General features: G+C 42.2%; 21 protein-coding genes, 1 other RNA gene and 1 other annotated feature. Of the genes, 4 read left to right on the top strand and 18 right to left on the bottom strand.

Translation table 11 applies throughout. From position 1 onward, the window contains the following. Nucleotides 1-409 precede the first annotated feature (409 nt). The 9 genes from HC179_RS02085 to HC179_RS02045 all read right to left on the bottom strand — a co-directional run bounded on the left by HC179_RS02085 (nt 410) and on the right by HC179_RS02045 (nt 8,296). Complete coding sequence (locus HC179_RS02085) at nt 410-565, bottom strand: YrzQ family protein (protein ID WP_156515689.1); 156 nt, start codon at nt 563-565, stop codon at nt 410-412. A gap of 22 nt (nt 566-587) precedes the next feature. Further along, nucleotides 588-782 carry a hypothetical protein gene (locus HC179_RS02080; protein ID WP_047969446.1) on the bottom strand — a complete coding sequence of 65 codons (195 nt, stop codon included), beginning with the start codon at nt 780-782 and terminating at the stop codon, nt 588-590. Between the two features lie 15 nt (nt 783-797). Continuing rightward, the gene (locus tag HC179_RS02075; RefSeq protein ID WP_168862819.1) at nt 798-1,271 is read right to left on the bottom strand and encodes a PRC-barrel domain-containing protein; all 474 of its coding nucleotides are present in this window, start codon (nt 1,269-1,271) and stop codon (nt 798-800) included. Between the two features lie 239 nt (nt 1,272-1,510). Next, nucleotides 1,511-3,913 (bottom strand): SF1B family DNA helicase RecD2, encoded by a 2,403-nt coding sequence (recD2, locus tag HC179_RS02070; RefSeq protein WP_168862818.1) that lies wholly within the window; start codon nt 3,911-3,913, stop codon nt 1,511-1,513. 18 nt (nt 3,914-3,931) lie between these two features. Continuing rightward, nucleotides 3,932-4,588 carry a tetratricopeptide repeat protein gene (locus tag HC179_RS02065; RefSeq protein ID WP_168862817.1) on the bottom strand — a complete coding sequence of 219 codons (657 nt, stop codon included), beginning with the start codon at nt 4,586-4,588 and terminating at the stop codon, nt 3,932-3,934. 87 nt (nt 4,589-4,675) lie between these two features. Further along, on the bottom strand, nt 4,676-5,791 hold the full coding sequence (gene mnmA, locus HC179_RS02060; protein ID WP_168862816.1) for a tRNA 2-thiouridine(34) synthase MnmA: 1,116 nt from the start codon (nt 5,789-5,791) through the stop codon (nt 4,676-4,678). A 182-nt stretch (nt 5,792-5,973) separates the two neighbouring features. Further along, nucleotides 5,974-7,125 (bottom strand): cysteine desulfurase family protein, encoded by a 1,152-nt coding sequence (locus HC179_RS02055; protein WP_168862815.1) that lies wholly within the window; start codon nt 7,123-7,125, stop codon nt 5,974-5,976. 47 nt (nt 7,126-7,172) lie between these two features. After that, complete coding sequence (cymR, locus tag HC179_RS02050) at nt 7,173-7,589, bottom strand: cysteine metabolism transcriptional regulator CymR (RefSeq protein ID WP_047969452.1); 417 nt, start codon at nt 7,587-7,589, stop codon at nt 7,173-7,175. 32 nt (nt 7,590-7,621) lie between these two features. After that, a complete protein-coding gene (locus HC179_RS02045; protein ID WP_168862814.1) occupies nt 7,622-8,296 on the bottom strand; it encodes a YczE/YyaS/YitT family protein in 675 nt (224 codons plus the stop codon). Between the two features lie 172 nt (nt 8,297-8,468). On the opposite strand from HC179_RS02045, the gene HC179_RS02040 reads away from it, so the two are divergent. Then, on the top strand, nt 8,469-9,740 hold the full coding sequence (locus HC179_RS02040) for a replication-associated recombination protein A (protein WP_168862813.1): 1,272 nt from the start codon (nt 8,469-8,471) through the stop codon (nt 9,738-9,740). Nucleotides 9,741-9,850: 110 nt separating this feature from the next. After that, nucleotides 9,851-10,552: an RsfA family transcriptional regulator gene (locus tag HC179_RS21125; RefSeq protein WP_168862812.1), complete on the top strand. Its 702-nt coding sequence runs from the start codon at nt 9,851-9,853 to the stop codon at nt 10,550-10,552. Between the two features lie 49 nt (nt 10,553-10,601). On the opposite strand, the gene HC179_RS02030 is transcribed toward HC179_RS21125, so the two are convergent. After that, the gene (locus tag HC179_RS02030; protein WP_168862811.1) at nt 10,602-11,369 is read right to left on the bottom strand and encodes a ThiF family adenylyltransferase; all 768 of its coding nucleotides are present in this window, start codon (nt 11,367-11,369) and stop codon (nt 10,602-10,604) included. 200 nt (nt 11,370-11,569) lie between these two features. On the opposite strand from HC179_RS02030, the gene HC179_RS20875 reads away from it, so the two are divergent. Beyond that, the gene (locus HC179_RS20875; RefSeq protein WP_205825189.1) at nt 11,570-12,022 is read left to right on the top strand and encodes a sunset domain-containing protein; all 453 of its coding nucleotides are present in this window, start codon (nt 11,570-11,572) and stop codon (nt 12,020-12,022) included. A 667-nt stretch (nt 12,023-12,689) separates the two neighbouring features. Here the strand turns inward: HC179_RS20875 and ssrS are convergent. From ssrS to HC179_RS02005, 4 genes are all read right to left on the bottom strand, one after another. Beyond that, nucleotides 12,690-12,879, bottom strand: a non-coding RNA gene (gene ssrS, locus HC179_RS02020) — 6S RNA. 64 nt (nt 12,880-12,943) lie between these two features. Then, nucleotides 12,944-14,716, bottom strand: a complete 1,773-nt coding sequence (aspS, locus tag HC179_RS02015; RefSeq protein WP_168862822.1) for an aspartate--tRNA ligase — start codon at nt 14,714-14,716, stop codon at nt 12,944-12,946. Between the two features lie 3 nt (nt 14,717-14,719). Then, the gene (gene hisS / locus HC179_RS02010) at nt 14,720-16,000 is read right to left on the bottom strand and encodes a histidine--tRNA ligase (protein WP_168862810.1); all 1,281 of its coding nucleotides are present in this window, start codon (nt 15,998-16,000) and stop codon (nt 14,720-14,722) included. 146 nt (nt 16,001-16,146) lie between these two features. Then, nucleotides 16,147-16,462, bottom strand: a binding site (T-box leader). Nucleotides 16,463-16,543: 81 nt separating this feature from the next. Continuing rightward, entirely contained in the window at nt 16,544-16,720 is a 177-nt protein-coding gene (locus tag HC179_RS02005; protein WP_060665182.1) for a hypothetical protein, read from the bottom strand. Between the two features lie 132 nt (nt 16,721-16,852). On the opposite strand from HC179_RS02005, the gene HC179_RS02000 reads away from it, so the two are divergent. Next, nucleotides 16,853-18,637 (top strand): N-acetylmuramoyl-L-alanine amidase family protein, encoded by a 1,785-nt coding sequence (locus tag HC179_RS02000; protein ID WP_168862809.1) that lies wholly within the window; start codon nt 16,853-16,855, stop codon nt 18,635-18,637. A gap of 258 nt (nt 18,638-18,895) precedes the next feature. Here the strand turns inward: HC179_RS02000 and dtd are convergent, their stop codons facing one another. The 4 genes from dtd to recJ all read right to left on the bottom strand — a co-directional run bounded on the left by dtd (nt 18,896) and on the right by recJ (nt 24,809). After that, nucleotides 18,896-19,336 (bottom strand): D-aminoacyl-tRNA deacylase, encoded by a 441-nt coding sequence (dtd, locus tag HC179_RS01995; RefSeq protein WP_168862808.1) that lies wholly within the window; start codon nt 19,334-19,336, stop codon nt 18,896-18,898. A gap of 20 nt (nt 19,337-19,356) precedes the next feature. Continuing rightward, the gene (locus tag HC179_RS01990; protein ID WP_168862807.1) at nt 19,357-21,555 is read right to left on the bottom strand and encodes a RelA/SpoT family protein; all 2,199 of its coding nucleotides are present in this window, start codon (nt 21,553-21,555) and stop codon (nt 19,357-19,359) included. Between the two features lie 381 nt (nt 21,556-21,936). After that, nucleotides 21,937-22,449 carry an adenine phosphoribosyltransferase gene (locus tag HC179_RS01985; RefSeq protein WP_148987742.1) on the bottom strand — a complete coding sequence of 171 codons (513 nt, stop codon included), beginning with the start codon at nt 22,447-22,449 and terminating at the stop codon, nt 21,937-21,939. A gap of 14 nt (nt 22,450-22,463) precedes the next feature. Then, the gene (gene recJ / locus HC179_RS01980) at nt 22,464-24,809 is read right to left on the bottom strand and encodes a single-stranded-DNA-specific exonuclease RecJ (protein WP_168862806.1); all 2,346 of its coding nucleotides are present in this window, start codon (nt 24,807-24,809) and stop codon (nt 22,464-22,466) included. Nucleotides 24,810-24,995 lie beyond the last annotated feature (186 nt).

Below are 24,995 nucleotides of genomic sequence, written 5' to 3'. Positions count from 1 at the left end.
TTCCAAAGCCCTTATGACATTGATTTTGACATCGAAAGAGTTTGCTTTTTTTGACATTATAAATACTCCCCTTCGCGGAAACAGATTTTTGTTTTTTAATCTGTCTACTTAAAAGGGAGCATATCATCACCTCTATGAGGACCTCTCTTCTCCTTTTCTCTCGTCGATGAGACCTTCATCACCTCTATGAAGACCTCTCTTCTCCTTTTTTCTCGTCAATGAGGTCTTCATCACCTCTATGAGGACCTCTCTTCTCCTTTTCTCTCGTCGATGAGACCTTCATCACCTCTATGAGGACCTCTCTTCTCCTTTTTTTTCGTCAATGAGGTCTTCATCAGGACAATCTAGAATTACCCTAACGTTTATATACAATGAAAAAACCCGCTCCTGTTAAAGGAACGGGCTCATTTTAAGAAAACAATCGCTTGGCTTGCTTTCTCATCTTCTTCATATTACGTTTGGAAGTTATATCTCCCAAAAAATTTTGCACATCATTATTTCGGCTAAGTCGAGTGGCAGCGGCTCCAAGGCCAATCATTAACAAGGATGTCATAGCTCTGTTCATGCGACTCACTCCCAAGTTTTAGTTACATACTAATTTGTCGATCGTCTTCATGAAATAAATCATCCAAAGAACTTAACGTCCCATCCTCTTCTACCTGATGAGTATGGACCATTCCTTTAGATACGGACAGCTCAATAAAACAGCCCCAACAATAATACTGATTCACACCGATTTTACCGATATCTTTACTTTTGCAATTAGGACAACAAAGGACCATCATTGACACCTCGCGTTAAGATAGTACAGAAACGACGACGGTATCTTTTCCAATGACCAGATCAGAAGGATTCTTTACAATTTTCTTTCCTTCCGACAAATCTGCAAAAAAACCGTCCGTTACCTCATATCCTACGATTGTGCCCGTTTCCTCTTCAAAATATACATCATCCAACAACCCAAGCTTATCGCCATCTCCGGTTATAAAGGATTTCCCTTTTATACCGTGAAAGTGATGATAATATACTTGTCCGTCTTTTTTGGTAATTGAGGTAAGAGTATGTTCTCCCACCATAATCCCTTCATCACCAAATGAGTGAATGTATGAAAAGGGGAGAAACTTCGCCCGATGGAATATGCCTTTTCCATCGATGATAAGCCCTTTGATGCGTCCTGGTTCTTCGATGCAAAAATCCTTCACTCGGCCAATCTTATTGCCTGATGCCATATCGTAAATTAGCATCCCAATCACTCGAGAAAATGTTCTCAAAGAATCCACCTCTTTTCGAACATTACTAGCTTTTGTCTGATTGGTTTTGTTGATACTGCGAAAGGTTTTCCAGATTGGCTAAGACCGCTGATTTTCGGTCCAGTCGCTTCGCTTTCCATGGGTGGTCCGGAAGGCTTCGAAAGCGATTCATCGCATGAAGAAAATGCGTTAGCATTTTCGAGGAGTCTTCGCGCCTTCCACTCCAATCAGCTACGTTACTGTAGTTTTTTTGTATTTCCTTATTCTTCTTCCATAAAGTCATACGGACTTACGTTTTCCATGCCAATGTTGGCGTCTTTCCAGAAAGGGACTTCTTGAAGTACAGGATCAATAACTTCTTCGTCTGGTAAAGTTTCGGACTGTTTTGTTTGCAGCCTGTCTTTTAAGGATGTTTGCCTTGCCATTTCATCCGCACGCTGCACGCCAAGTTTTAATGCTTCTTCTTCGCCACAAAGAATTAAAAAACGCTTAGCACGTGTAACTGCTGTATAAAGTAGATTTCGTCGTAACATCCGGTAATAGCTTTTCACTACAGGCAATACGACAATAGGGAATTCACTTCCTTGGGACTTATGTATGGAACAGCAATAGGCATGAGTTATCTGCCCAAGATCTTGTTTCGTGTAAGTCACTTCATTGCCATCAAAAGAAACAATGACCATGTCTTGTTTTTCCGTATTTTCTTTTGCATAAAAGATGGAAACTACTTCACCTATGTCACCGTTGAATACATTACTTTCTGGTTGATTGACAAGCTGCAGCACTTTATCACCCGTTCGGTATACCACATTCCCGAAACTCAATTCTCGTCGCTGTTCACTTTTGGGATTAAAAAGTTCCTGAAGCATTTCATTTAGTTTATCTATACCGGCAGTTCCTCTATACATAGGTGCAAGCACCTGTATATCACGTGCCGTATAGCCCTTGCTTTGCGCGTTTGCACATACTTTTTTTACTACATCCAATATTTGTGACTGCCCGCATTTTATAAAGGAGCGATCTTTCTGACCAGATGAAATGTCTGTGGGCACTACACCGTCCTTCATGTCGTGGGCCAACTCAATGATCGATGAACCATCTGCCTGTCTGTAGATGTCAGTCAGTTGAACGGTAGGGATGACTTTAGATGCCAGTAAATCTTTTAATACTTGTCCGGGACCAACAGAAGGAAGCTGATCTTCATCTCCCACCAATACGACCTGTATGTCCTCAGGGAGAGATTTGAACAGTTGATTGGCAAGCCAGATATCCACCATCGAGACTTCATCCACAATGAGAAGCTTCCCTGTTATGGGATTTTCTTCGTCATGTTGGAACCCCTCCGAGCCATTCCAACCGAGTAGCCTATGGATAGTCAAAGAAGGAAGCCCAGTTGCTTCGCTCATGCGTTTGGCAGCACGGCCTGTTGGGGCAACAAGCATAATCGGAAAAGGATCATCCTTGCTGTAATCATTAGGTTCCAATGAACAACCATGAAGGTCTGCGTACAGTTCTACGATTCCCTTGATTACGGTTGTTTTACCTGTCCCAGGTCCACCAGTCAAAAGAAGCATGGGCGTCATTAATGCTTGCTGAATGGCTTCTTTTTGCGAAGGAGCATACTGAACCTTTAGTCTGTCTTCTAATTCACCTAATGCAAGCAGGAACTCTGACTCAGGAAACTGGTCGGCATATTGGGTTTGCTCGAGCACCCTTTTTATATTTGTAACCACTCCTTGCTCAGAAAAATAGAGGCTAGGTAAGTAAACTTTGCCTTCCTCAACTTTAAGTTTCCCTTCTTCTGTTAGTTGCATAATTTCCCGAGAAATGTCAGACTCTGCGACAAGGCCATGCTGCTTTTCATTTAAAAGTCTGACGACCGCTTCCGTAAGCTGGTCTTCCAACACATAACAATGGCCTTCCTGCATGGAATGCTGTTCGAGCATATACAAGCAGCCGGCCCTGATGCGATCTGGATGATTTCCAGAAATACCGAAGTGATTTCCAAGTTCATCTGCTCTGGCAAAACCAATACCCTCTACTGTTTCCACAAGCTCGTACGGGTTTTTCTGCAGTGTTTCAATCGTTTGCTCTTTATAAGCCTGATAAATTTTCATGGACAACTGCGGGCCAAAACCAAACTGTGACAAGGCAATCATGACCTGTTCCAACCCTTGATGTTCCATCAACGTATCATAAAGCAGTTTTGCTTTATCACCGGCAAGCTTTGGAATGGAATCAAGTACAGAAGGATTCTCGAGTATTTTTGAAATGGCATTTTCACCAAGCGCATCTGCAATTTTCTCTGCTGTCTTTCTGCCGATGCCTGAAAACAGATCACTTGAAAGATACTGGACAATACCGTGTCTTGTTTGTGGAATGTCCTTACGAAAGTGCTCCACATGAAACTGAAGTCCAAACCGAGGATGTTCCTTCATCTGTCCGAAAAATATGTATGTCTCGTCTTCATGAATGCGAGGGAAATAACCAGTCACGACCGCTTCTTTTTCTTCATAGGCAACATTCGTCTCCGTCACTCTGATACGCACCACTGAATACATATTGGATTCATTATGGAAAATCGTGACGAGATGGGATCCTTTAATAAACTTTTCATGTTCCTCGAATAAATCGAGGGAGGATTGCTGCTTTTGGTCCTTCATGGAATTCCCCTCCGTTCCCTAGTTTTCTTCTGTGAGAATTTTTTTCGCATGTGCAGCTAGCATGTGATCTGCCTGTACATCCAATGCTTTATCCAGATTCTCCAACGCTTTTTCCCTGTTTTCTTGGTAGGCATAAGCAACACCTAAGTTATAATAGGCATCCGCGTGCATTGAATCTGCATCTACTACCTTTTCAAACTCCATTGTGGCTTCTTTAATCAGACCTTGGCCTGCTAAGCAAAGTCCGTATTGAAACCTTGCCTCTGCATCTTCAGGTTTTAATTCTACAGCACGTTGAAAATATGGCAGGGCAAGCTTCGACTGTTCAAATTGTAATAGGGTCATCCCAAGCATAAAGAAGATATCACTGTCATTAACACCTTTCTTCATCGCAAGTTCAAACTGATCTTTTGCTTCATTCCATTTTTCAAGCTGATAATAGACATTTCCAAGACCATAATGAGCAGTTCCGATTGTATCGTCTTTTTCCAGCGCACGTTCAAAAAACTTCATTGCTTTCTCAAGTTCGCCAACAGCACTTAATACATTTCCAAAATTCACATATGCTACCGCATTATCCGGATTCTCTTCAATCTCATTTGAAAAAGCTGAAAGTGCCTCTTCGTACTTTCCTTCTTGTAGGTATTGAATACCTAATGCATTATTATCTTTCATTTTTACGTACACCTCATCTATTTTCTCAGTCTTTTTAGTATATCATAGAGAAAACCTCCATTCCTTATGGAATCGAGGTTTTCACTTTTATCCTACATACCAAAGTTTTTCATTGTTTTTGAACACATGATCAATCGTTCCCCCACCTAGACATTCGTCACCATTATAAAAGACAACTGCTTGTCCAGGAGTGATCGCTCGAACTGGTTCATCAAAGATAACCTTCACTTTATTATCTTCCAAGTGCTGAATCGTCACTTTGTTATCAGCTTGACGATATCGGAATTTAGCTGTGCATTCTGTACCATCGGCTGGTGGGTTGTCTGACACCCAACTGATATCTGTAGCAGTGATGGAATCAGAATATAACAATTCGTTATGGAAACTTTGTCCTACATAAAGGACATTCTTTTCCAAATCTTTTCCAATAACAAACCATGGGTCGCCGCTTCCGCCAATCCCGAGTCCTTGACGCTGTCCGATCGTATAATACATCAATCCGTCATGCTTTCCTTTCACATCTCCATCCATGGTCAACATGTTCCCTGGTTGCGCAGGAAGGTATCCACTCAGGAATTCTTTGAAATTACGTTCTCCAATAAAGCAGATTCCCGTACTGTCCTTTTTCGTTGCGGTTGCAAGGCCTGCACGTTTAGCAATTTCACGCACTTCTGATTTTTCGATATTGCCAATTGGGAACATTACTTTAGATAGTTGTTCTTGGCCCAGTTGATTTAAGAAATAGGTTTGATCTTTGTTGTCATCAAGGCCGCGAAGCATTTTGTATTCGCCATCGCGGAATTCTACTTGCGCATAGTGACCTGTAGCTAAATAATCTGCACCTAGGTCCAATGCGTGCTCAAGGAAAGCCTTGAACTTGATTTCTTTATTACACATAACGTCAGGATTTGGTGTACGTCCTGCTTTGTATTCATCTAAGAAATATTGGAACACTTTGTCCCAGTATTGTTTTTCGAAATTTACCGCGTAATAAGGGATACCGATTTGGTTGCAGACACGGATGACATCATTGTAGTCTTCTGTTGCTGTGCAAACTCCGAATTCATCGGTGTCGTCCCAGTTTTTCATGAAAATGCCGATTACATCGTAGCCTTGTTCTTTTAAAAGAAGGGCGGCTACGGACGAATCTACTCCACCAGACATTCCTATTACTACACGGGTATCTTTTGGTGCTTTTGTCATCTTGATCACCCCGTAATTAATCATTAAATTTGTATAACTCTGTTGCTTTGCGTTACAGGAGTTCGCTTTCCGCGGGGCGGTGCTTGAGCCTCCTCACAACGCTTCAGGGGTCTCAAGCTACTTCCCCCCGTAGGAGTCTCACTCCTTACACTCCAAGCAACAGGTGATTCTAATTAACTATATTATCTATTATTTCGCGTTAGCCTTTTTACGACTTTGGCTGTTTCGTTTGCAGCATGTGTGATATCTTCGATTGTATTTCCCAGTCCAAAGCTGAAACGGATGGAGGAAGCAATTTTGTCAGAGTCTTTTCCGAACATGGCGACTAGGACATGGGAAGGGTCGATGGATCCTGCTGTGCATGCCGACCCGCTAGACACTGCAATACCTGCCAAATCCATGTTAACCAACAAGGACTCTACATTGGTACCTGGAAAGTATACATTCAGCACATGAGGTAATGTTTCTTCTGAACCGCTGTTAACTTCAAAAGACACATCTTCTTCGCGCCACACTTGTAGCATTGTTTCTTTAAAGCTTTTATACAATGCCACTTTTTCTATTGCTTGCTCCATACTTAATTCAATCGCTGTTTTCAATCCGACGATTCCAGCAACATTTTCTGTGCCTGCGCGTCGTTTGCGTTCTTGTTCCCCACCATATGTCAAATTGGAGAATGTTGTCCCTGACCTTGCATATAAGAAGCCAACTCCCTTAGGACCGTTGATTTTATGGGAGGACATGGAAAGAAAATCAATGCCCTGTTCTTCCACATTGATAGGAAGAAGTCCGAAAGCTTGTACAGCATCTGTATGAAAATAAGCTTGATGTTCCTTCAATAAATCGCCAATTTCGTTAATAGGCTGAACCGTTCCTACCTCATTATTTCCATACATGATGGTGACAAGAATGGTTTGGTCGGTAAGTGCAGCTTTTAAATCAGCTAATTTAATCTGTCCATCTTGATCTACAGGCAAATACGTAATATCAAAGCCTTCTTTTTCTAATTGTTCACATGTATGGAGAACCGCATGGTGTTCAATTTGGGTTGTAATGATATGATTCCCACGTATTCTATTGGCTCGCGCGACCCCGATAATGGCTAGATTGTCCGCTTCTGTTCCGCCACTTGTAAAAATGATTTCTGTTTCTTTCGCACCGATGGAAGTAGCTGCAACGTGCCTTGCTTCATCAACGAGGTGCCTTGTTTTCCTTCCAAATCGATGGATACTGGAAGGATTGCCGAAATCCTCTCTCATGACAGGAAGCATACTATCGAGGACAGCTGGGTGAATGGGTGACGTTGCCGCATGGTCTAAATAAATCTGTTTCAATGAGGACGCCTCCTTTCCTTCTAGTTAATGTTCCCCTGTTCCACTGCTTAGATGTAGAACATATATGCTTCTTGATCTCCGCCTTCATAATTGGCCAAATCATCAAGTGTTGTACTATCCAATACGTCTTTAACCGCATCACGGATCCGAATCCATAGCTCTCGTTTTGCTGGTTCTTCATCGTCAATTACCTCAACCGGGCTAATTGGGCCTTCTAGAACACGAATGATATCTCCAGCTGTAATTTTCGTTGGTTCATCTGCTAAAATATAACCACCATACGCCCCTCTTATACTTTTTACAAGTCCAGCATTACGAAGGGGTGCAATTAATTGCTCCAAATAATGCTCCGATAGGTCGTGCGTTTGCGCAATCGTTTTTAACGAAAGTGGACCTTCTCCTACATTTTTTGCGAGTTCAATCATAATGGTCAATCCATAACGTCCTTTAGTTGAAATTTTCATCTCCGAACACCTCTACTCTTTCTATTCAGTTTCTATATTTGAAAAGTTACCTTTTTATCTTTTTTATGTTGAATTTTTTCAAGTAATGAGTCCGTTGCCCTTTGACAGGCAGGCAGCGTCAGGCCGACGATGCTCCCGATAGTAAGACTGAATAGTATGGTACCGATAAAGACAGGTCCACCTAAAAGCCAACCTAAACATAATACTACTAATTCCATTCCTAATCTAATATATTGCACTTTCCACCCTGTCACTTCCGTCAATGCAATCATTAGGCTATCTCTTGGCCCTGCACCACAACGGGAGGAAATGTAGACACCAATTCCGAGTCCAATGACTAATACACCTAATAAGAGCATGGCAAGCTTCCCGATAAACAGGTTTGGCGTGTGCAATTGGGGGATCATCATATACAAATCAATGAAGATTCCGACCATAAGCATATTCAAAAAAGCTCCTAATGGAGGCAGCTTTTTCGTAATCATAGTAGAGATCATCAAAATAAAAAAGCCCACAATAATGGACCAGGTACCAATCGTGAGTCCGATTTGATAGAAGAGTCCAATGTGAAAGACATCCCATGGCGCACTGCCCAAGTCAGCACGTATCATTAAGACAATTCCAAAGGCCATAATGAACAACCCGAAAAAATAGATGGCCCATTTTGCCAAAAACAACCTTCTGCCTATACTCCGCTCTCCTTGCATGCAGCCTCTACCCTTCTGTCTTTACTCGTTTCTGTCTCTGTTTAAAATCTATCCTATTATAGCATAATTTCAAAGGTTTTACATTTTGTCTGTTTTGTTTTAATGCATGTTGCTAATTATGGTACAGTGGGTATGGGACACTAGATGTCATTGTATGCAGGAAGGTGTTTAAATGAACAATAAACCACTGGCCTTTAGGATGAGGCCTCGCACCATAGATGAAATGGTAGGTCAGGAGCATCTTGTAGGAGAAGGGAAAATCATTCAACGAATGGTAAAAGCAAAACATCTCTCCTCTATGATTCTTTACGGGCCCCCTGGAATAGGAAAAACGTCCATCGCCACAGCCATTGCCGGCAGTACACAATATGCATTCCGGACATTAAATGCGGTGGTACATAATAAAAAAGACATGGAAATAGTAGCAGAAGAAGCAAAGATGTCAGGCAAGGTCATCCTTATTTTGGATGAAGTCCACCGACTTGATAAGGCGAAACAGGACTTCTTGTTGCCTCACCTTGAAAATGGAAGAATTGTTTTGATTGGAGCCACTACAAGCAACCCTTATCATGCAATCAATCCTGCCATTCGTAGCAGATGCCAAATTTTCGAGCTGCATCCTTTGTCTGTAACGGAAATCAAACAAGTCATCACGCAAGCGGTGAGAGACGAAGAACGAGGTTTAGGTGACTATCAAGTTGAACTGGATGACGGAGCATTGGAGCATTTTGCAAATGGTTGCGGCGGGGATGTCCGTTCTGCGTTAAATGCATTGGAGCTAGCCGTACTGTCCACTACTCCAAATGATGATGGAAAAATACTTATTGGTGTCGAAACGGCTGAAGAATGCCTGCAAAAGAAAAGCTTCTATCATGACAAAGATGGGGATGGGCATTATGACGTATTATCCGCGTTTCAAAAGTCCATTCGCGGCAGTGACGTGGATGCAGCTCTTCATTATTTAGGGCGATTGATTGAAGCAGGGGATCTTGTGAGTATTGGAAGAAGACTGCTTGTAATCGCTTATGAGGATATAAGCTTGGCCAATCCACAAGCGGGGGCACGTACTCTCTCTGCAATTGAAGCGGCAGAAAGACTTGGATTCCCAGAAGCAAGGATCCCTTTAGCAAATGCGGTTATCGAACTTTGCTTGTCTCCTAAGTCAAACTCCGCCTATAAAGCGCTGGATGAAGCCTTGGCTGACATCAGAAAAGGACTTGTAGGCGAAGTTCCTGCCCATCTGAAGGACGCACATTACAAAGGAGCCGCCGCACTTGGCAGAGGCAATGAATATAAATATCCGCATGACTACCCAAGCGGATGGGTTGCTCAGCAATACTTACCGGATAAACTGAAACATAAATCCTATTACAAACCTAAAGACACTAGCAAATTCGAAACCGCCCTTGGGCAAATATATGAAAAAACGAAGAAGAAAAGATAAGGGGGACCCATTTCCCCTTATTTTTTATGTTAATCTAGTAAACTTTCGTATATTCCTCCTCTTTTCTGGAAAAGATGGTAGAAAACGACCGTTTTAAGGAGTGGATTATAATGAAAGTAAGACAAGATGCATGGTCCCATGAAGATGATTTATTGCTTGCTGAGACTGTTTTACGATACATAAGAGATGGTGGTACGCAACTTGCAGCCTTTGAAGAAGTCGGGGATGCCTTAAATCGAACATCTGCCGCATGTGGATTCAGATGGAATGCAGAAGTCAGAAAAAAATATGAACCTGCCGTTGCTATAGCAAAGAAACAACGAAAAGAGAAAAAGCGAGCGCAGGAAAAGCAATCAAAGCAACAACAAAAAAGCGAATCTGTTACAGAAAAGAAAGCTACCAATCAACCAATCGAATTGGAATGGCTGCCTGCACCAAAATTAGATTCTAAGGAAAAGGTCAGCCTACCATTTGAATATGATATGGAAGAAGATGAAGAATACGCACCGCTTCCAGTGCGAAAAGAAAAAGCAATTATGGCTGCATCTTCTTCCATTACTCTTGAGGATTGCATTCACTTTTTGCAAAATTTCCACCAACATCAGAATTCCGATTATCGCTTGCAGCTGGAAAGTGACAGGCTTCAAAAAGAGAATCAATTGCTGAAACAGAAAAATCAATCCCTTGAAAAGCAGCTTAAGAATTTAGAAGAACAACAAGTTGCGATAAACGAAGACTATGAAATGCTTGTCCAGATCATGGACCGTGCAAGAAGATTAACCGGCAACGGCGTACAAGATGAAGTGATGTGAAAATAAAAAGAAGGCCTCGTCATGTGTTGATGAGGCCTTCTTTCTTTTATTATTGTTTTCCACCGACACGTTGGATTTTTACATCTTTCAAGATGTTGTTGATTACGTACCCGCCAAGGATAAGTCCCGCAACAGAAGGAACAAATGCATTGGAGGAAGGTGGCATTTTTGCTTTGCGAATTTCTGCGTTATCATTTCCTACCGTTTTACGAACATCCTCACGAATGACAATTGGGCTTTCATCAGAGAAAACCACCTTGATCCCACGGTGTATCCCTTCTTTACGAAGGCGTGTGCGGATGACTTTTGCAATTGGATCTGTATGTGTTTTGGAAATATCCGCCATTTTAAAGCGAGTTGGATCCATCTTGTTTGCCGCTCCCATACTGGAGACCATAGGAATCTTGCGTTTTAGACACTCTTTCATTAAGTGAATTTTATAGGAAATCGTATCAGAAGCATCAATAACATAATCCAAGCCATAGCTGAAGAACTCCTCGTACGTTTCTTCTGTGTAGAACATTTTCAATGCAATTACTTCACAGTCAGGATTGATGTCTTGAATACGAGCTTTCATCAGATCAGCTTTTGGTTGCCCCACTGTAGACATAAGTGCATGAATCTGACGGTTTACATTGGTAATATCCACATCATCTTTATCCACTAAAATAAGACGGCCGACACCCGAACGCGCCAACGCTTCTGCTGAGAAAGACCCTACCCCGCCTATTCCTAATACTGCAACCGTGCTATTTTTAAGGGTTTCTAAACCTTCTTTACCTATCGCCAATTCGTTTCGTGAAAATTGGTGTAACACTGCATATCAACTCCATTTATCGCTTGTTTCATTTTTAATGCCTTTTAAAGATTGTACCCGAAATCGAATATAACATACTTTGGGTGAAAAGCAAGTAGTCGGATAGGAATTTTTCTTTTTTACGAATTGGGTTTCAATACCTTATAATGAAGGGAATAGTAACTGAATATTATTTTTTTATTGAAAGCGGGGAGTTTGTATTGAAGAATCTATTAAAGGCCTTATCTTACTTCTTAGTTATTGGCAGTGGTTTAGTAACAATCTTTCGCTTGAACAAAACGAATAAGCAGTTAATGGCAAGGGAAACAACAGCTTTTCAAGTAAAGCAAACGTTGGAAGCGATTGCTGCTACATTGGAGAAAACAAAAGAAAACGAGCGCAGTACTTTAGAAGAAGCCAAACAAAGTACGTTGGATTCTGTTAAAGAAGAAGAGTTAAGCGTTTTGACTTCAGAAGATGATTTGAAACAAGAAGTAACGGAAGAGGAACAGCAGCAAGAGGCTCCCCCATTAATAAAAGCAAACAAGAATGCGCGTGGTGAATACATTTATCACGTTCCAGGCGGCGTTTTCTATGACCGCACGACTCCAGTGGAATGGTTTCATACAGAAGAAGAGGCGCAGGCAAAGGGGTACAGAAAGTCAGCGAGGTAACAGTTAAATGTCGTACAACCTTCATTTGGAATGAGGGTTGTTTTTTTGTGTTCTTTTTAGAAGGTGAAGATTGTATGAGGACAATGTTAAGGAGTTTTCACCTTCTCCGGGTGTCATACAAACCCTATGAGGACAATGTTGACGAGATTTCACCAACACAGGGAGTCATACAACTCCTATGAGGACAATGTTGACGAGATTTCACCAACACAGGGAGTCATACAACCCCTATGAGGACAATGTTGACGAGATTTCACCAACACAGGGAGTCATACGATACCTATGAGGACAATGTTGACGGGTTTCCACCTTATCAGGGAGTCATACGATACCTATGAGGACAATGTTGACGGGTTTCCACCTTATCGGGGTGTCATACGAAACCTATGAGGACAATGTTGACGAGGTTTCACCTCCTCCGGGTGTCATACAAACCCTATGAGGACAATGTTGACGAGGTTTCACCTTCTCCGGGTGTCATACAAACCCTATGAGGACAATGTTAAGGAGGTTCCACCACCTCGGGGAGTCATACAAACCCTATGAGGACAATGTTAAGGAGGTTCCACCTCCTCCGGGTGTCATACGGCATTAAATTCACTTTATAAACACAAAAAAACCGGCATGCCGCATAAAAGCGAGATACCGGTTTTTGATCCGTATGTAGGCAAGTCCCAATCGTGCCGTCGTCGATGCCTTCGTTTTGATCCCCGCTCACAGCAGGTGGGTGCTCTGTTTCATGCGTGTAGTAAGTCCTCACAAGGAAGGCATTTACGCAGCGACGAAAACTCTGAGCTCCCGTATAATCTATTGTTCGGTCAAAACAATAGGTTATACGACGAACACATCAGGACTTGCGACTTCTTGAAATTATATTAACACACAGAGTATAGGTTTTCAACTTCTACCGTATGGGAAAATCTACTCTTTTTTGACAGCTAGCGACAAATGCAACTCGTCTAATTGCCCACCGGCAACTGGACTTGGCGCTTCTGTCAGGATGCAGCTTGCACTTGCCGTTTTAGGGAATGCAATAGTATCACGAAGGTTTGTTCTTCCTGCCAACAGCATAACCAAACGGTCTAATCCAAGCGCGATTCCACCATGTGGAGGAGTTCCGTATTCAAATGCTTCTAGAAGGAAACCGAATTGCTCGGTTGCCTCTTCTTTACTGAAACCAAGTACTTCAAACATTTTCTCCTGAATATCGCGTTCATAAATACGTAAAGAACCTCCGCCTAGCTCATATCCGTTCAATACTAAGTCGTAGGCTTGAGCACGAACTTCACCAGGGTTTGTTTCAAGCATTGGTAGGTCTTCGCGAACCGGCATGGTGAATGGATGGTGAGCGGCAAAGTAGCGACCTGCTTCCTCATCGTACTCTAGTAACGGCCAGTCAGTTACCCATAAGAAGTTGAATTTGCTTTCGTCAATCAAACCAAGCTCTTTTCCAAGCTTCAAGCGAAGAGCACCTAGAGCATCCGCAACAACAGATTTTTTATCTGCCACAAATAGTATCAAGTCCCCTTCTGCAGCGTCTAAGGATTGGATGAATCCTTGTTGTTGTTCTTCATTGAAGAATTTTGCGATTGGTCCTTTCAAGCCTTCTGCTTCTACCTTTAACCATGCTAGACCTTTTGCCCCGTAAACAGCAACAAATTCAGTCAGTGCATCAATGTCTTTTCGGGAATATTTGCTCGCCGCACCTTTTACATTGATCGCTTTTACTTGACCTCCATTGTTAACAGCAGCGCTGAACACTTTGAATCCACAGTCAGCAACCTGCTCGGACAGGTCAACAAGTTCCATTTCAAAACGAGTATCCGGCTTGTCAGAACCATATCTGTTCATGGCTTCCTGGTACGTAATACGAGGAAACGTGTCTGGTACATCCACACTCTTCGTATTTTTCATTACCATTCTCATCATATCTTCCATCATGCCGATAATATCTTCTTGTGATAAGAAGGAAGTCTCAATGTCGACCTGTGTAAATTCAGGCTGTCTGTCTGCACGAAGGTCCTCGTCACGGAAGCAACGAGCGATTTGATAATAGCGTTCCACGCCGGAAACCATCAATAGTTGTTTAAAGATTTGCGGAGACTGCGGCAACGCGTAGAACTCACCTGGGTGTACTCGGCTTGGTACTAGGTAGTCACGCGCACCTTCTGGCGTACTTTTAGTTAAAATAGGCGTTTCCACTTCCATGAATTGCTGCTCGTTCAGGAATTCACGGATAGAACGTGTTACGTCATGACGCATCTTCAACGTGTCAAACATAACAGGGCGGCGAAGATCCAAGTAACGATATTTCAGACGGATGTCTTCGTTCACTTCTGTCTTGTTGTCCAATACGAATGGTGGTGTTTTCGCGGCATTCAAGACCTCAATTGCCTCTGCATGCACTTCAATTGCACCTGTTTTCAGGTTAGGGTTTACTGTTGCTTCGTCACGCGCAACCACTTTCCCTTTAATGTATAAAACGTACTCGTTGCGTACACTTTCAGCAGTTTTTAAAGCTTCAGCAGAGACGTCTGGATTAAATACGATTTGCACTAGTCCTGTACGGTCGCGGAGGTCTAAGAAAATAAGTCCTCCAAGGTCACGGCGCTTTTGCACCCAGCCTTTTAATTCAATTGTTTCACCGATGGATGTTTGTGGTACTTCGCCACAGTTATATGTTCTACCTTGCATCATTTATCTCTCCCCACTTTTCTTTGCTGATAGATATGCTACCGCTTCTTCAAAAGCAACTTCCTGCTGTTCGCCTGTTTCCATTTCTTTGATGGAGACGACGCCTTTTTCTAACTCATCATCACCAAATACGATGGTGTATTTTGCTTGCAGGCGGTCGGCCGCTTTGAATTGTGCTTTTAGTTTTTTATCTTGATAGTCTTTTTCGGCTACAATTCCTGCTTTTCTTAAGTCAAAAAGTAGCTTTACTGCAGTTTCTTTTGCTTTGTCTCCAAGTGCGACCACGTAGCAATCAATGGAATCTTCAAATGGAAACTTCACATTTTCTGCTTCCATAGCGGATATCAGACGCTCAATGCTTAATGCAAATCCTATACCAGGTGTTTCTGGTCCACCGATTTCTTGTACCAGCCCGTTGTAGCGTCCTCCACCACATAGGGTTGTGATTGCACCAAAACCTTCTGACGTGCTCATGATTTCAAATGCTGTGTGGTAATAGTAATCAAGTCCACGGACCAAGTTTGGGTCGATTTCATATTGAATTCCTAGAGCGGAAAGATAAGCTACCACTTTATCAAAATATGCTTTGGACTCCTCATTTAAATAATCAAGGATAGATGGTGCTGTTGCCATCAATTCATGATCACGGTCTTTCTTGCAATCAAGGATTCTGAGGGGATTTTTCTCGAGACGCCCTTGGCAATCTCCACAAAATTCGTTGATTCTCGGTTGAAAGTGATTGATCAACGCATCTCTGTGAGCCTGACGACTTTCCTTATCACCTAAACTGTTGATCACAACTTTTAAGTTTTTGAGACCTAAACTTTTATATAATTCCACTGCTAGAGCAATTACTTCTGCATCAATGGATGGGTCATTGCTTCCAAGTGCTTCAATTCCGAACTGAACGAACTGACGGAAACGCCCTGCCTGAGGACGTTCATAACGGAACATCTGGCCAATATAATAAAGCTTGGTCGGTTGCGTAGGCGAACCGAACATTTTGTTATTTATATAAGAACGCGCCACTGCAGCCGTTCCTTCCGGACGAAGCGTAAGACTTCTGCCACCTCGGTCTTCAAAAGTGTACACCTCTTTCTGAACTACATCCGTCGTATCCCCAACACCTCTTAAAAACAACTCTGTGCTCTCAAAAATCGGCGTCCTGATCTCCTTATAATTATATAACTCACAAATCTCCTTCGCCTTCGCCTCAATATACTGCCACTTCTCCACCGTACCAGGTAAAATATCCTGCGTACCACGCGGTATCTGAATCGCCATTTTACGGTTCCTCCTTATAAAGGGGTCAGACCCCTCTGTCGTTATTTAAAGTGGTAAAGAGGGGTCTGACCCTCTCTACGTTAATTCGTTACATCAATAAAGCAATTTAACATATAAAAAACTCCCGTCCCTTGTTTAGATTCTAAACAAGGGACGGGAGTTGTATGTCCCGTGGTGCCACCCTAATTGAAGTAGTTTGAAGGCTTAGCATGTCAATTGAGATGCTTTGTGCCTATGGTTACTTCCACTCAAGCAGTTAACGCCTGCAACGTCCATCTCCTAATAGAGCACTTACACAGTCTGCCGTTTTAGCTGTGCGGCAAATAATGACTTCATGCTTTTTCAGAGCGGATCCTACGGAGTGTTCATTCATTAGGTCATCAAGGGGAAATGCTTTCAGCCTAGGGCATTTCTTCTCTTTCCATGTGGTTCCCAACTACTGTTCTCCATCATCGGTATCTTGTATTTTAGTCCATTAACGCGACTAGTTGTTATGTAAGATACTTGCTAGTATATATACTTTCAAATCAAATTGTCAAGGCTTTATTGAATTCGGTTCAATTGTTTTTTTAACGACTTAACATCGCGCATCGTAATACCGAACTCTGATGCCAGTTCCACGTAGGTGGAATCTTTCTCTTTTTCAATGAAATCATGAAAGCTTACCCCAAAAACATCTCTACTTCCATATGCACGATTATGTTTTTCACTAAATTTCATCTTTTTACGCTCCTTTTTTGCTACACTAGTATTTATCCTGTCCCTTTTTTGGCTGTTTCTTTCAAAAATAGCAGGATTTTTTTTCACTTTTGTAGAAAAAGACGTTTGAACTATAAATGAGGAGGACAAAATTTGGTTCACAAAGTACATATTTTTCTTATTGCACTTTTATTATTTTCTACCATCTTTTCTTTTTTGGACCCTTCCGATGTGCAAGCAAATAGAACAGTCGTAGTGGCAACCGATGTATTGAACGTAAGGGAAACACCGGATGCAAATGGGACCATCATTTCCAAAGTACAACGTGGGGAATCCTACCCTGTTGTGGCGAGCCAAGGAGAATGGCTAAAGATTCAAGTCACATCTTCCAAAACCGGATGGGTGGCATCCTATCTTGTAACTGAAAGCAGTGAGGGAGCTCGCTCCACTGCATCAAGATCAAGCGATGAGGCCAATGTACAAATTTTAACCGATGACCTTCGCGTTCGATCAGGTCCAGGTACAAATTTTTCTGTAGTCGGTTTCCTACATGCAAACGCAACATCGGTGCAGTATCTGGAGGAAAATGAAAACTGGGTAAAAGTTCATTCCGACGGAGTAGAAGGTTGGGTGGCAAAAGAATTTGTAACTATTATTGCTAAAAAGAAGAAAGAACAACAGGCCGAAACACCTGAAGAAACAGAACCAACAGAAGAAACTGGAGGACAAAGTGCCACGATCACAACAGACGGCTTGAACATTAGGAGTGAACCCTCGACCCAAAGCGAAGTGCTTGGCTCTTTATCAAGTGGTCAACAGGTAGAGGTACTTGCCATTCGTGGAAATTGGTTGAATATCTCATACAACGGGACGGTCGGCTGGATACATAGTGATTACGCGAACATCATCAAAACACCCTCTGGCACACAAAATCCAGGTTCTCCAAAAGTGGAAGCAACCATCAAAGTTGCCGGCCTTAATGTAAGAAGCGAACCTACTCTTAACGGTAAAGTGTTGGAGCAACTTCCAGAAGGTACAGTTGTCATGATCATCAGTGAGAGAAATAACTGGTGTGAGATAGAATATGACGGTGGGAAAACAGGCTGGATTGCTGGTTGGTTTCTAGAAAAGAGCGGTGTTTCATCCCCTCCTTCATCAACAAGCATCGACGGAACCATTGTAATCGTCGATGACGCCACCAATATCAGAAGTGCACCGTCCACCGATTCCAAAGTGATATTGCGTGCAGACGAAGGAGAAGAATTCTCTATTATAGGAGTGGAGGACAACTGGTATAAAATAAAGCTGCAAGACGGATCGGAAGGGTTTGTTGCCGGATGGATTGTCGCAACGAAAGGAAATGCAACCAGCATAAAAAGAGCTGGTGCAGAACAATATTTAGCCAATAAGATAATTGTCATCGATCCTGGCCATGGTGGACGTGATGTGGGGGCAATCGGTGTGCAAGGAACGTTTGAGAAAGATCTGACACTTCGGACTTCTCTTCTACTACAGGACAAACTGAAAGCGGCAGGAGCGACCGTGTATATGACTAGAATGTCCGATACGTCGGTACCTTTGCAATCCAGGCCGCAAATGGCAAACTATCATGGCGCAGACGTCTTTTTAAGCCTCCATTATGATAGTATTGATGATACAAGTGTCACCGGAACCACTACTTATTATTATGGCACGACAGATAAGGATTTAGCAGATAGTGTACATTCCTCTCTCGTGCAATTCACGAATCTGCGTGATCGAGAAGTACGCCAAGAAAACTACTTAGTATTGAGAGAAAGCATGCAGCCTTCCCTTCTTTTAGAGTTAGGGTATATCAGTAACCGCGGAGAGGAAATTACTATCCTGTCAGGTGATTTCCAGGAACGCGCATCCACTGCTATATATCAGGGATTGGCTCAGTATTTTAGAGGGAATTAAGTAGTAATAAAGATAGAATGAAAGAGGACCTTTGGAGTCAGAGGTCCTCTTTTTTGTTATTGTGTCTTTTTGAAGGTCTATTGTAACTTTTATGTAGGTTATTGTGACTTTTACAGCTGCTTTTATAACTTTTTCATAGCTTATTCTAACTTTTCCAGCAGTTATTATGATAATGGTACAATTTGACTACCAACCTCCATACACAAAAAAAGCCGGCCGTACACCTCCATATAAAGGCATGCAACCAGCTTCAATCTATTATTTACTTTCCACAATCAACGTAACAGGTCCGTCATTGACAAAATCTACGTCCATCATGGCGCCGAACCTACCAGTCTCCACCGTCACACCTTTGCCGCGCAACTCCTGGTTAAACGCTTCATAAATGGTTTCTGCATGATCAGGCCTTGCAGCGTCCATAAAATTAGGACGGCGGCCCTTCCGGCAGTCGCCATATAAGGTGAATTGAGAAACGGATAGTATCTGACCCTTCACATCAAGTAAGGAAAGGTTCATTTTATCCTGTTCATCTTCAAAAATACGGAGGTTTGCCACTTTTTCCGCAACATAGGCCGCATCTTCCGTAGTATCCTCATGGGTGACACCAACGAGTAGCATTAATCCACGATCGATTTTACCCACTACACCGCCGTCCACACGCACTTCCGCTCTTTTTGCTCTTTGTAAAACAACCCTCATACCGACAAAACCTCACTAACTTACTGCATTATTCTTCGAACAGCATAAATATCGGAAATCTGTTTGATACGCTCCACCACTTTATGCAGATGGTTGATATTATGAATAGCAATAGCCATATGGATGGTTGCCATTTTATTACGATCAGAACGGCCGGAAACTGCAGTAATATCGGTCTTTGTTTCGTTAACCGCCTGTAATACTTCATTCAACAAGCCACGGCGATCATAGCCTGTGATCTCGATTTCCACATTGTACTCGCGGTTGTCTTTCACATCGCTTTCCCAGTCAACATCGATAAGGCGGTCGTTCGTACCTTCTGCTTCAACGTTTGCGCAATCGGCACGGTGAACGGACACACCACGTCCTCTTGTGATGAATCCTACAATCTCGTCTCCAGGGACAGGATTACAGCACTTAGAAAGGCGAACAAGCAAGCTGTCAATTCCTTGTACCACTACACCTGCGTCTTTACGCTTTTTGACAGGAGCTGTTTTCTTTTTCTCTGCATTTTCCGTGATATCTGTAATTTGTTGTTCTTTATCACGCTGACGACGCTGTTTTTCAGTCAAACGGTTTGCCACCTGGAGAGCGGTAATTCCGTTATAGCCGACTGCGGCAAACATATCATCTGCTGTCATAAAGTTAAACTTTTCCGAAACACGGTTAATGTTTTCGGCATTCAGAATTTCCTTCAGGTCAAAGTCCATTGCCTTGATTTCTTTTTCAACAAGATCGCGGCCTTTTTCCACATTTTCTTCACGGCGCTGTTTTTTGAAGAACTGGCGGATTCTGTTTTTTGCCTGGGAGGTCTGTGCAAGCTTTAACCAGTCCTGGCTTGGACCATAGGAATGCTTAGACGTCAGGATCTCAATGATGTCACCAGTTTTTAACTTATAATCCAGTGTGACCATTTTCCCGTTCACTTTCGCACCGATCGTCTTGTTTCCAATTTCCGAGTGAATACGATATGAAAAATCAATCGGTACAGATCCGCTTGGAAGCTCAATTACATCCCCTTTTGGCGTGAAAACGAACACCATATCAGAGAACAGGTCAATTTTCAAGGACTCCATGAATTCTTCTGCATTCGTGGCATCATTTTGCCACTCGAGAATTTCGCGGAACCATGTTAATTTTTCCTCAAAAGAAGCGCGGTCGTCGGCTTCTTTGTCCTCTTTGTACGCCCAGTGCGCGGCAATCCCGTATTCTGCAATCTGGTGCATGTCACTTGTGCGGATCTGGACTTCCAAAGGATCTCCCTTGGGGCCAATGACAGTTGTATGCAAGGATTGATACATGTTAGGTTTTGGCATGGCAATATAGTCTTTAAAGCGTCCAGGCATCGGTTTCCAGCATGTGTGAATAATTCCAAGGACGGCATAACAGTCCTTAATGCTGTTCACAATGATTCGCACAGCTAATAGGTCGTAAATCTCGCTAAACTGCTTGTTTTGTTTAGCCATTTTACGATAGATGCTATAAATATGCTTGGGACGACCAGAAAGCTCAGCAGTGATTTCTACTTCTTCGAGACGGTCGTTTACTTCATTCATAACCTCCGAAATATATTGTTCACGCTCTGCACGCTTGCGTTTCATCAGATTAACGATGCGATAGTATTGTTGTGGGTTCAGATAACGAAGTGCGGTATCTTCAAGTTCCCATTTAATTTTACTAATTCCCAAGCGATGGGCAAGCGGCGCAAAAATTTCAAGGGTTTCGTTTGAGATCCGTCGTTGCTTTTCTTGCGGAAGATGTTTCAATGTCCTCATATTATGAAGACGGTCTGCAAGCTTAATCAAAATAACGCGGATATCTTGAGCCATCGCTACAAACATTTTACGATGATTTTCCGCTTGTTGCTCTTCCTGAGACTTGTACTTAATTTTCCCAAGCTTTGTCACGCCGTCCACAAGCATTGCCACTTCAGCATTAAAGGCTTCCTTGATCTCCTCCAAGGAAACGGACGTATCTTCGACAACATCATGAAGAAACCCAGCCGCAATGGTAGATGGATCTAGATCAAGGTCCACAAGGATTCCTGCGACCTGTATGGGATGTATGATATAAGGCTCACCGGATTTTCGATACTGTTCTGCATGAGCGTTTTTCGCAAACTCATACGCTCTCTCTAAAAAGGCAATATCCTCACCCTTTAGATAGCGTCTCGCATTATCTATCACCTGGTCTGCAGTTAATACTTGCTCATTTGCCATATTTCTACTCACCTTTTTGACTTCTTTTTTTATTTTACTAAACAAATCGTATTAAAAAGCGCAAGCGCCTATTGTAATCATCTTAATTTTTCTTACCATTATGGACAGATTTCTTTCGTTCTTTACTTGAATAGAACAAAAAAGTATATTGTTTTTATTATCGTGAAATTTTATGTAGATGTAAAGAGATTATGAGGGAAAAATAAAGATTTGTCGACAGATTTTTCAGGAATTGGTGTAAAAAATATACTTTTCTAATAAAAGCAGTCTTTTTTCCTATCTTTTCATTTTATTAATGAGAGCAGAAAATAGTACTAGGCCGCTATCATCATATATGAAAAAAACTAGAGCAATTCAATTGCCCTAGTCATTTAGTAGAGATTAGTATTTCATTAAAGTAAGAATATCGAATCCGTCTAGTTTGCTGCGTCCATCCAAGTAGGATAGCTCGATAAGGAATGCGATCCCGGCAACTACTCCGCCAAGCTCTTCAACAAGCTTGATCGTCGCTTCAATTGTACCACCCGTTGCAAGCAAATCGTCTGTAATCAAAACGCGTTGACCCGGCTTGATTGCATCTTTATGGATAGTCAGGACATCTTTGCCGTACTCTAGTCCGTATTCTACACGTGCTACTTCACGAGGAAGTTTCCCCTCTTTACGAACCGGCGCAAAGCCAACTCCTAGAGAATACGCTACCGGACAACCAATGATAAATCCACGTGCTTCCGGTCCAACAATTAGATCTACTTCTTTATCACGAGCATATTCAACAATTTGGTCTGTTGCATAACGGTATGCATCACCATTGTCCATTAGCGTTGTAATATCCTTGAACTGAATACCAGGTTTTGGCCAATCAGGAACGATTGTTACGAATTTCTTTAAATCCATCTTCTATTTTCCTCCTATGAATGAACAGTGCATTGCTTGGTTAGATGCTGATCAAACCACGCTTTCAATTGTTTATATGATGAGTATAAAAACAAGTTTTCAAGCATCACTTGCTGTTGCTTTTTACGATAAGTTGGAGACTCTTCAAAGTCCCGTTTTTTCGCTGCATGGTTTAATGCGATAAAACCCTTGTCTATTGTAACAAATTCTAAGTCAAAAAACACCTGTGATATAAAATCCACTGTTTCTTTTGACCAGCCGCGGTGCTTGGCAATATCTTCAGCATGCTTCCTCAAGTCAAAAGATCCTTTTTTTGCAAGTAATGCGTAGAACCATTTAAAGTGTTCTCTTGTCGGAATCGTAGAGAAGAAATGATTCTCCTTTTGATAGAAGGAGGCATAAATGCGGTCAGGCGTACTGTTGTTTAATAAACGGGACAGGTGAGTTTCTTCAGATGGGATATCCAAAATGACAACGTACTTTCCTGTCAAATCTACATTAGCATCCTCTGTAACCATACTTGCATATGGACGTAATTCAGTGTGCAGATTTATTTCTTCCAAAGTATTTTCATTAAAATATAGGATGTGGAGTTTCGATTTATCTATTCCATTTAATGTTTGATTTAACTGTTTAATGGAACGGATATCGAAAAGCTGCCAATCTGTCACTCTTATATCTTTCAGGAAAAGTTGGGGCTTGCGGAAATTGTTCCACTCATTGATAGAGAGTTCTCCTAATACATCAAGGGATGCTCCAGGGGACACGTGATGATAGGTTTCTCCAAAGCCAAAGCCCACGCAGTCCAGTGAACTTCCTTCCTGTTCAATAACCAGTTTGAGATGGTTGCTCTTGTTCCCTATCTGGCGAATCTGCTGTGGCAGGACATCTTTGACCAGCACTTTCGGTTTCGGATTGGCTACTCCGAATGGAGATAGCATTTCCAACTGTTCGATCGTTGAAAGTGTTACCTCTTCCACTTTGCACTCAATATCCACTTCTGTAATTGGGGTGAAATCTTCCTTTGTCAGGATTTCTAACGCCTTTTGATTCATTCTTTGTCTGAGTTCTGTTACATCTTCTATTTTTAACGTCATCCCCGCCGCCATTGGATGACCACCAAAATGAGGTAAAATATCGCGGCATTCCGAAAGATTCTCAAAAAGATCGAACCCTGCAATGGAACGGGCAGATCCTTTTGCCAACCCTTTATCCTCATCAAGGCTCAACACGATAGTCGGTCTGTAAAAGCGATCTACAAGGCGGGATGCGACAATTCCAATTACTCCTGCATTCCAGTTGTTCCCCCCTACTATAATGAAACCATTATCTTCAGGCGGATATTTCTCTTCCACCTGTTGGATGGCTTCTTCGGTAATTTGGGTCACAATTTGCTGTCTCTCTTTGTTGTAAGCTTCCATTTCCTCTGCAAGCATCTTAGCTTCTTCAGGATCATTTGTCATAAGAAGATGAACCGCGGGATCTGCATTATCCAGTCTCCCTACCGCATTAATTCGAGGTCCTATGGAGAATCCTACCGTCTCTTCTGATACCGTATGCAATTCCACTCCGCATTTTTGCAAAAGAGCTTTCAGTCCGACACGTGTGGTCTGTTGCATCTTTTTAATTCCTTTAGAGGCAAGCAATCTGTTCTCCCCTACCAATGGGACCAAATCTGCAATGGTACCAATAGCAGCCACATCCAGCAGGTGCTCTGGGTTTTTACCTAGGAGTGCATGCGCTACCTTGTATGCAACACCAACACCAGCGAGGTCATCAAATGGATAGGAGCAGGTTTCTTTTTTGGGATGAATAATTGCAAAAGCATCAGGCAATTCTGGTCCCGGCTCATGGTGATCGGTGATGATCAAATCCAAGCCTAGTTCTTTCGCCACTTTTGCCTCATACAGGGCAGAGATTCCCGTGTCGACTGTAATAATCACAGAATACCCGTTGTCTTTTGCTTGTTGGAAGGCATTTTCATTTGGTCCATATCCTTCTGTAAAACGGTTGGGGATATAAAAATCTACCAGCGCGCCGACTTCACGAAGGGCAGTGACCATGACGGTCGTGCTGCTGACTCCATCTGCATCATAGTCACCAAACACAAGTATTTTCTCTTCTTTTGCAATCGCTTGATTTACTCTCTCCACAAGCTTGCCCATGTCCTCCATTAAAAAAGGATCATGAAATTCTTGGTCATTTGTATATAAAAATTCTTTTGCTGCATCTATTGTATCAAACCCTCTATTCACCAAAAGGGTAGCAATAAGAGGGGCAATATTTAAAGACTGTGCTAAATAATCAACTTGTTCCATTCTTGATTGATTTATATTCCATCTAGATTTAGAAGCTAACAAACTAATTCCTCCCTTAGCCTAATTAATTATACAAGAGAGTTGATGTTGCTTCAATGGGTCTACAAAGGGTACCTGACCCCAAAAACCAACAAACTATGTAACTTACCACACACACCGCTGGGGTCTGGTACCGCACGTAAGCTCTTAAATCCATTTTTCAAAGCTTTTTTGCTGCCTTTGAGCAAA

Origin of the sequence: Bacillus sp. RO1, from assembly GCF_012524115.1 — a bacterium.
Lineage (GTDB): Bacteria > Bacillota > Bacilli > Bacillales > Bacillaceae_I > Sutcliffiella_A.
Note: the sequence above shows the minus strand (reverse complement) of the source record. Positions and strands in the feature narration are given on the sequence as shown.

Excerpts from the sequence above, each read along its gene's own strand:
- HC179_RS02085 (WP_156515689.1), bottom strand. The coding sequence starts at position 565 with ATGAACAGAGCTATGACATCCTTGTTAATGATTGGCCTTGGAGCCGCT.
- HC179_RS02080 (WP_047969446.1), bottom strand. The coding sequence starts at position 782 with ATGGTCCTTTGTTGTCCTAATTGCAAAAGTAAAGATATCGGTAAAATC.
- recD2 (WP_168862818.1), bottom strand. The coding sequence starts at position 3,913 with ATGAAGGACCAAAAGCAGCAATCCTCCCTCGATTTATTCGAGGAACAT.
- HC179_RS02065 (WP_168862817.1), bottom strand. The coding sequence starts at position 4,588 with ATGAAAGATAATAATGCATTAGGTATTCAATACCTACAAGAAGGAAAG.
- mnmA (WP_168862816.1), bottom strand. The coding sequence starts at position 5,791 with ATGACAAAAGCACCAAAAGATACCCGTGTAGTAATAGGAATGTCTGGT.
- cymR (WP_047969452.1), bottom strand. The coding sequence starts at position 7,589 with ATGAAAATTTCAACTAAAGGACGTTATGGATTGACCATTATGATTGAA.
- HC179_RS02045 (WP_168862814.1), bottom strand. The coding sequence starts at position 8,296 with ATGCAAGGAGAGCGGAGTATAGGCAGAAGGTTGTTTTTGGCAAAATGG.
- HC179_RS02040 (WP_168862813.1), top strand. The coding sequence starts at position 8,469 with ATGAACAATAAACCACTGGCCTTTAGGATGAGGCCTCGCACCATAGAT.
- HC179_RS21125 (WP_168862812.1), top strand. The coding sequence starts at position 9,851 with ATGAAAGTAAGACAAGATGCATGGTCCCATGAAGATGATTTATTGCTT.
- aspS (WP_168862822.1), bottom strand. The coding sequence starts at position 14,716 with ATGCAAGGTAGAACATATAACTGTGGCGAAGTACCACAAACATCCATC.
- hisS (WP_168862810.1), bottom strand. The coding sequence starts at position 16,000 with ATGGCGATTCAGATACCGCGTGGTACGCAGGATATTTTACCTGGTACG.
- HC179_RS02005 (WP_060665182.1), bottom strand. The coding sequence starts at position 16,720 with ATGAAATTTAGTGAAAAACATAATCGTGCATATGGAAGTAGAGATGTT.
- dtd (WP_168862808.1), bottom strand. The coding sequence starts at position 19,336 with ATGAGGGTTGTTTTACAAAGAGCAAAAAGAGCGGAAGTGCGTGTGGAC.
- HC179_RS01990 (WP_168862807.1), bottom strand. The coding sequence starts at position 21,555 with ATGGCAAATGAGCAAGTATTAACTGCAGACCAGGTGATAGATAATGCG.
- HC179_RS01985 (WP_148987742.1), bottom strand. The coding sequence starts at position 22,449 with ATGGATTTAAAGAAATTCGTAACAATCGTTCCTGATTGGCCAAAACCT.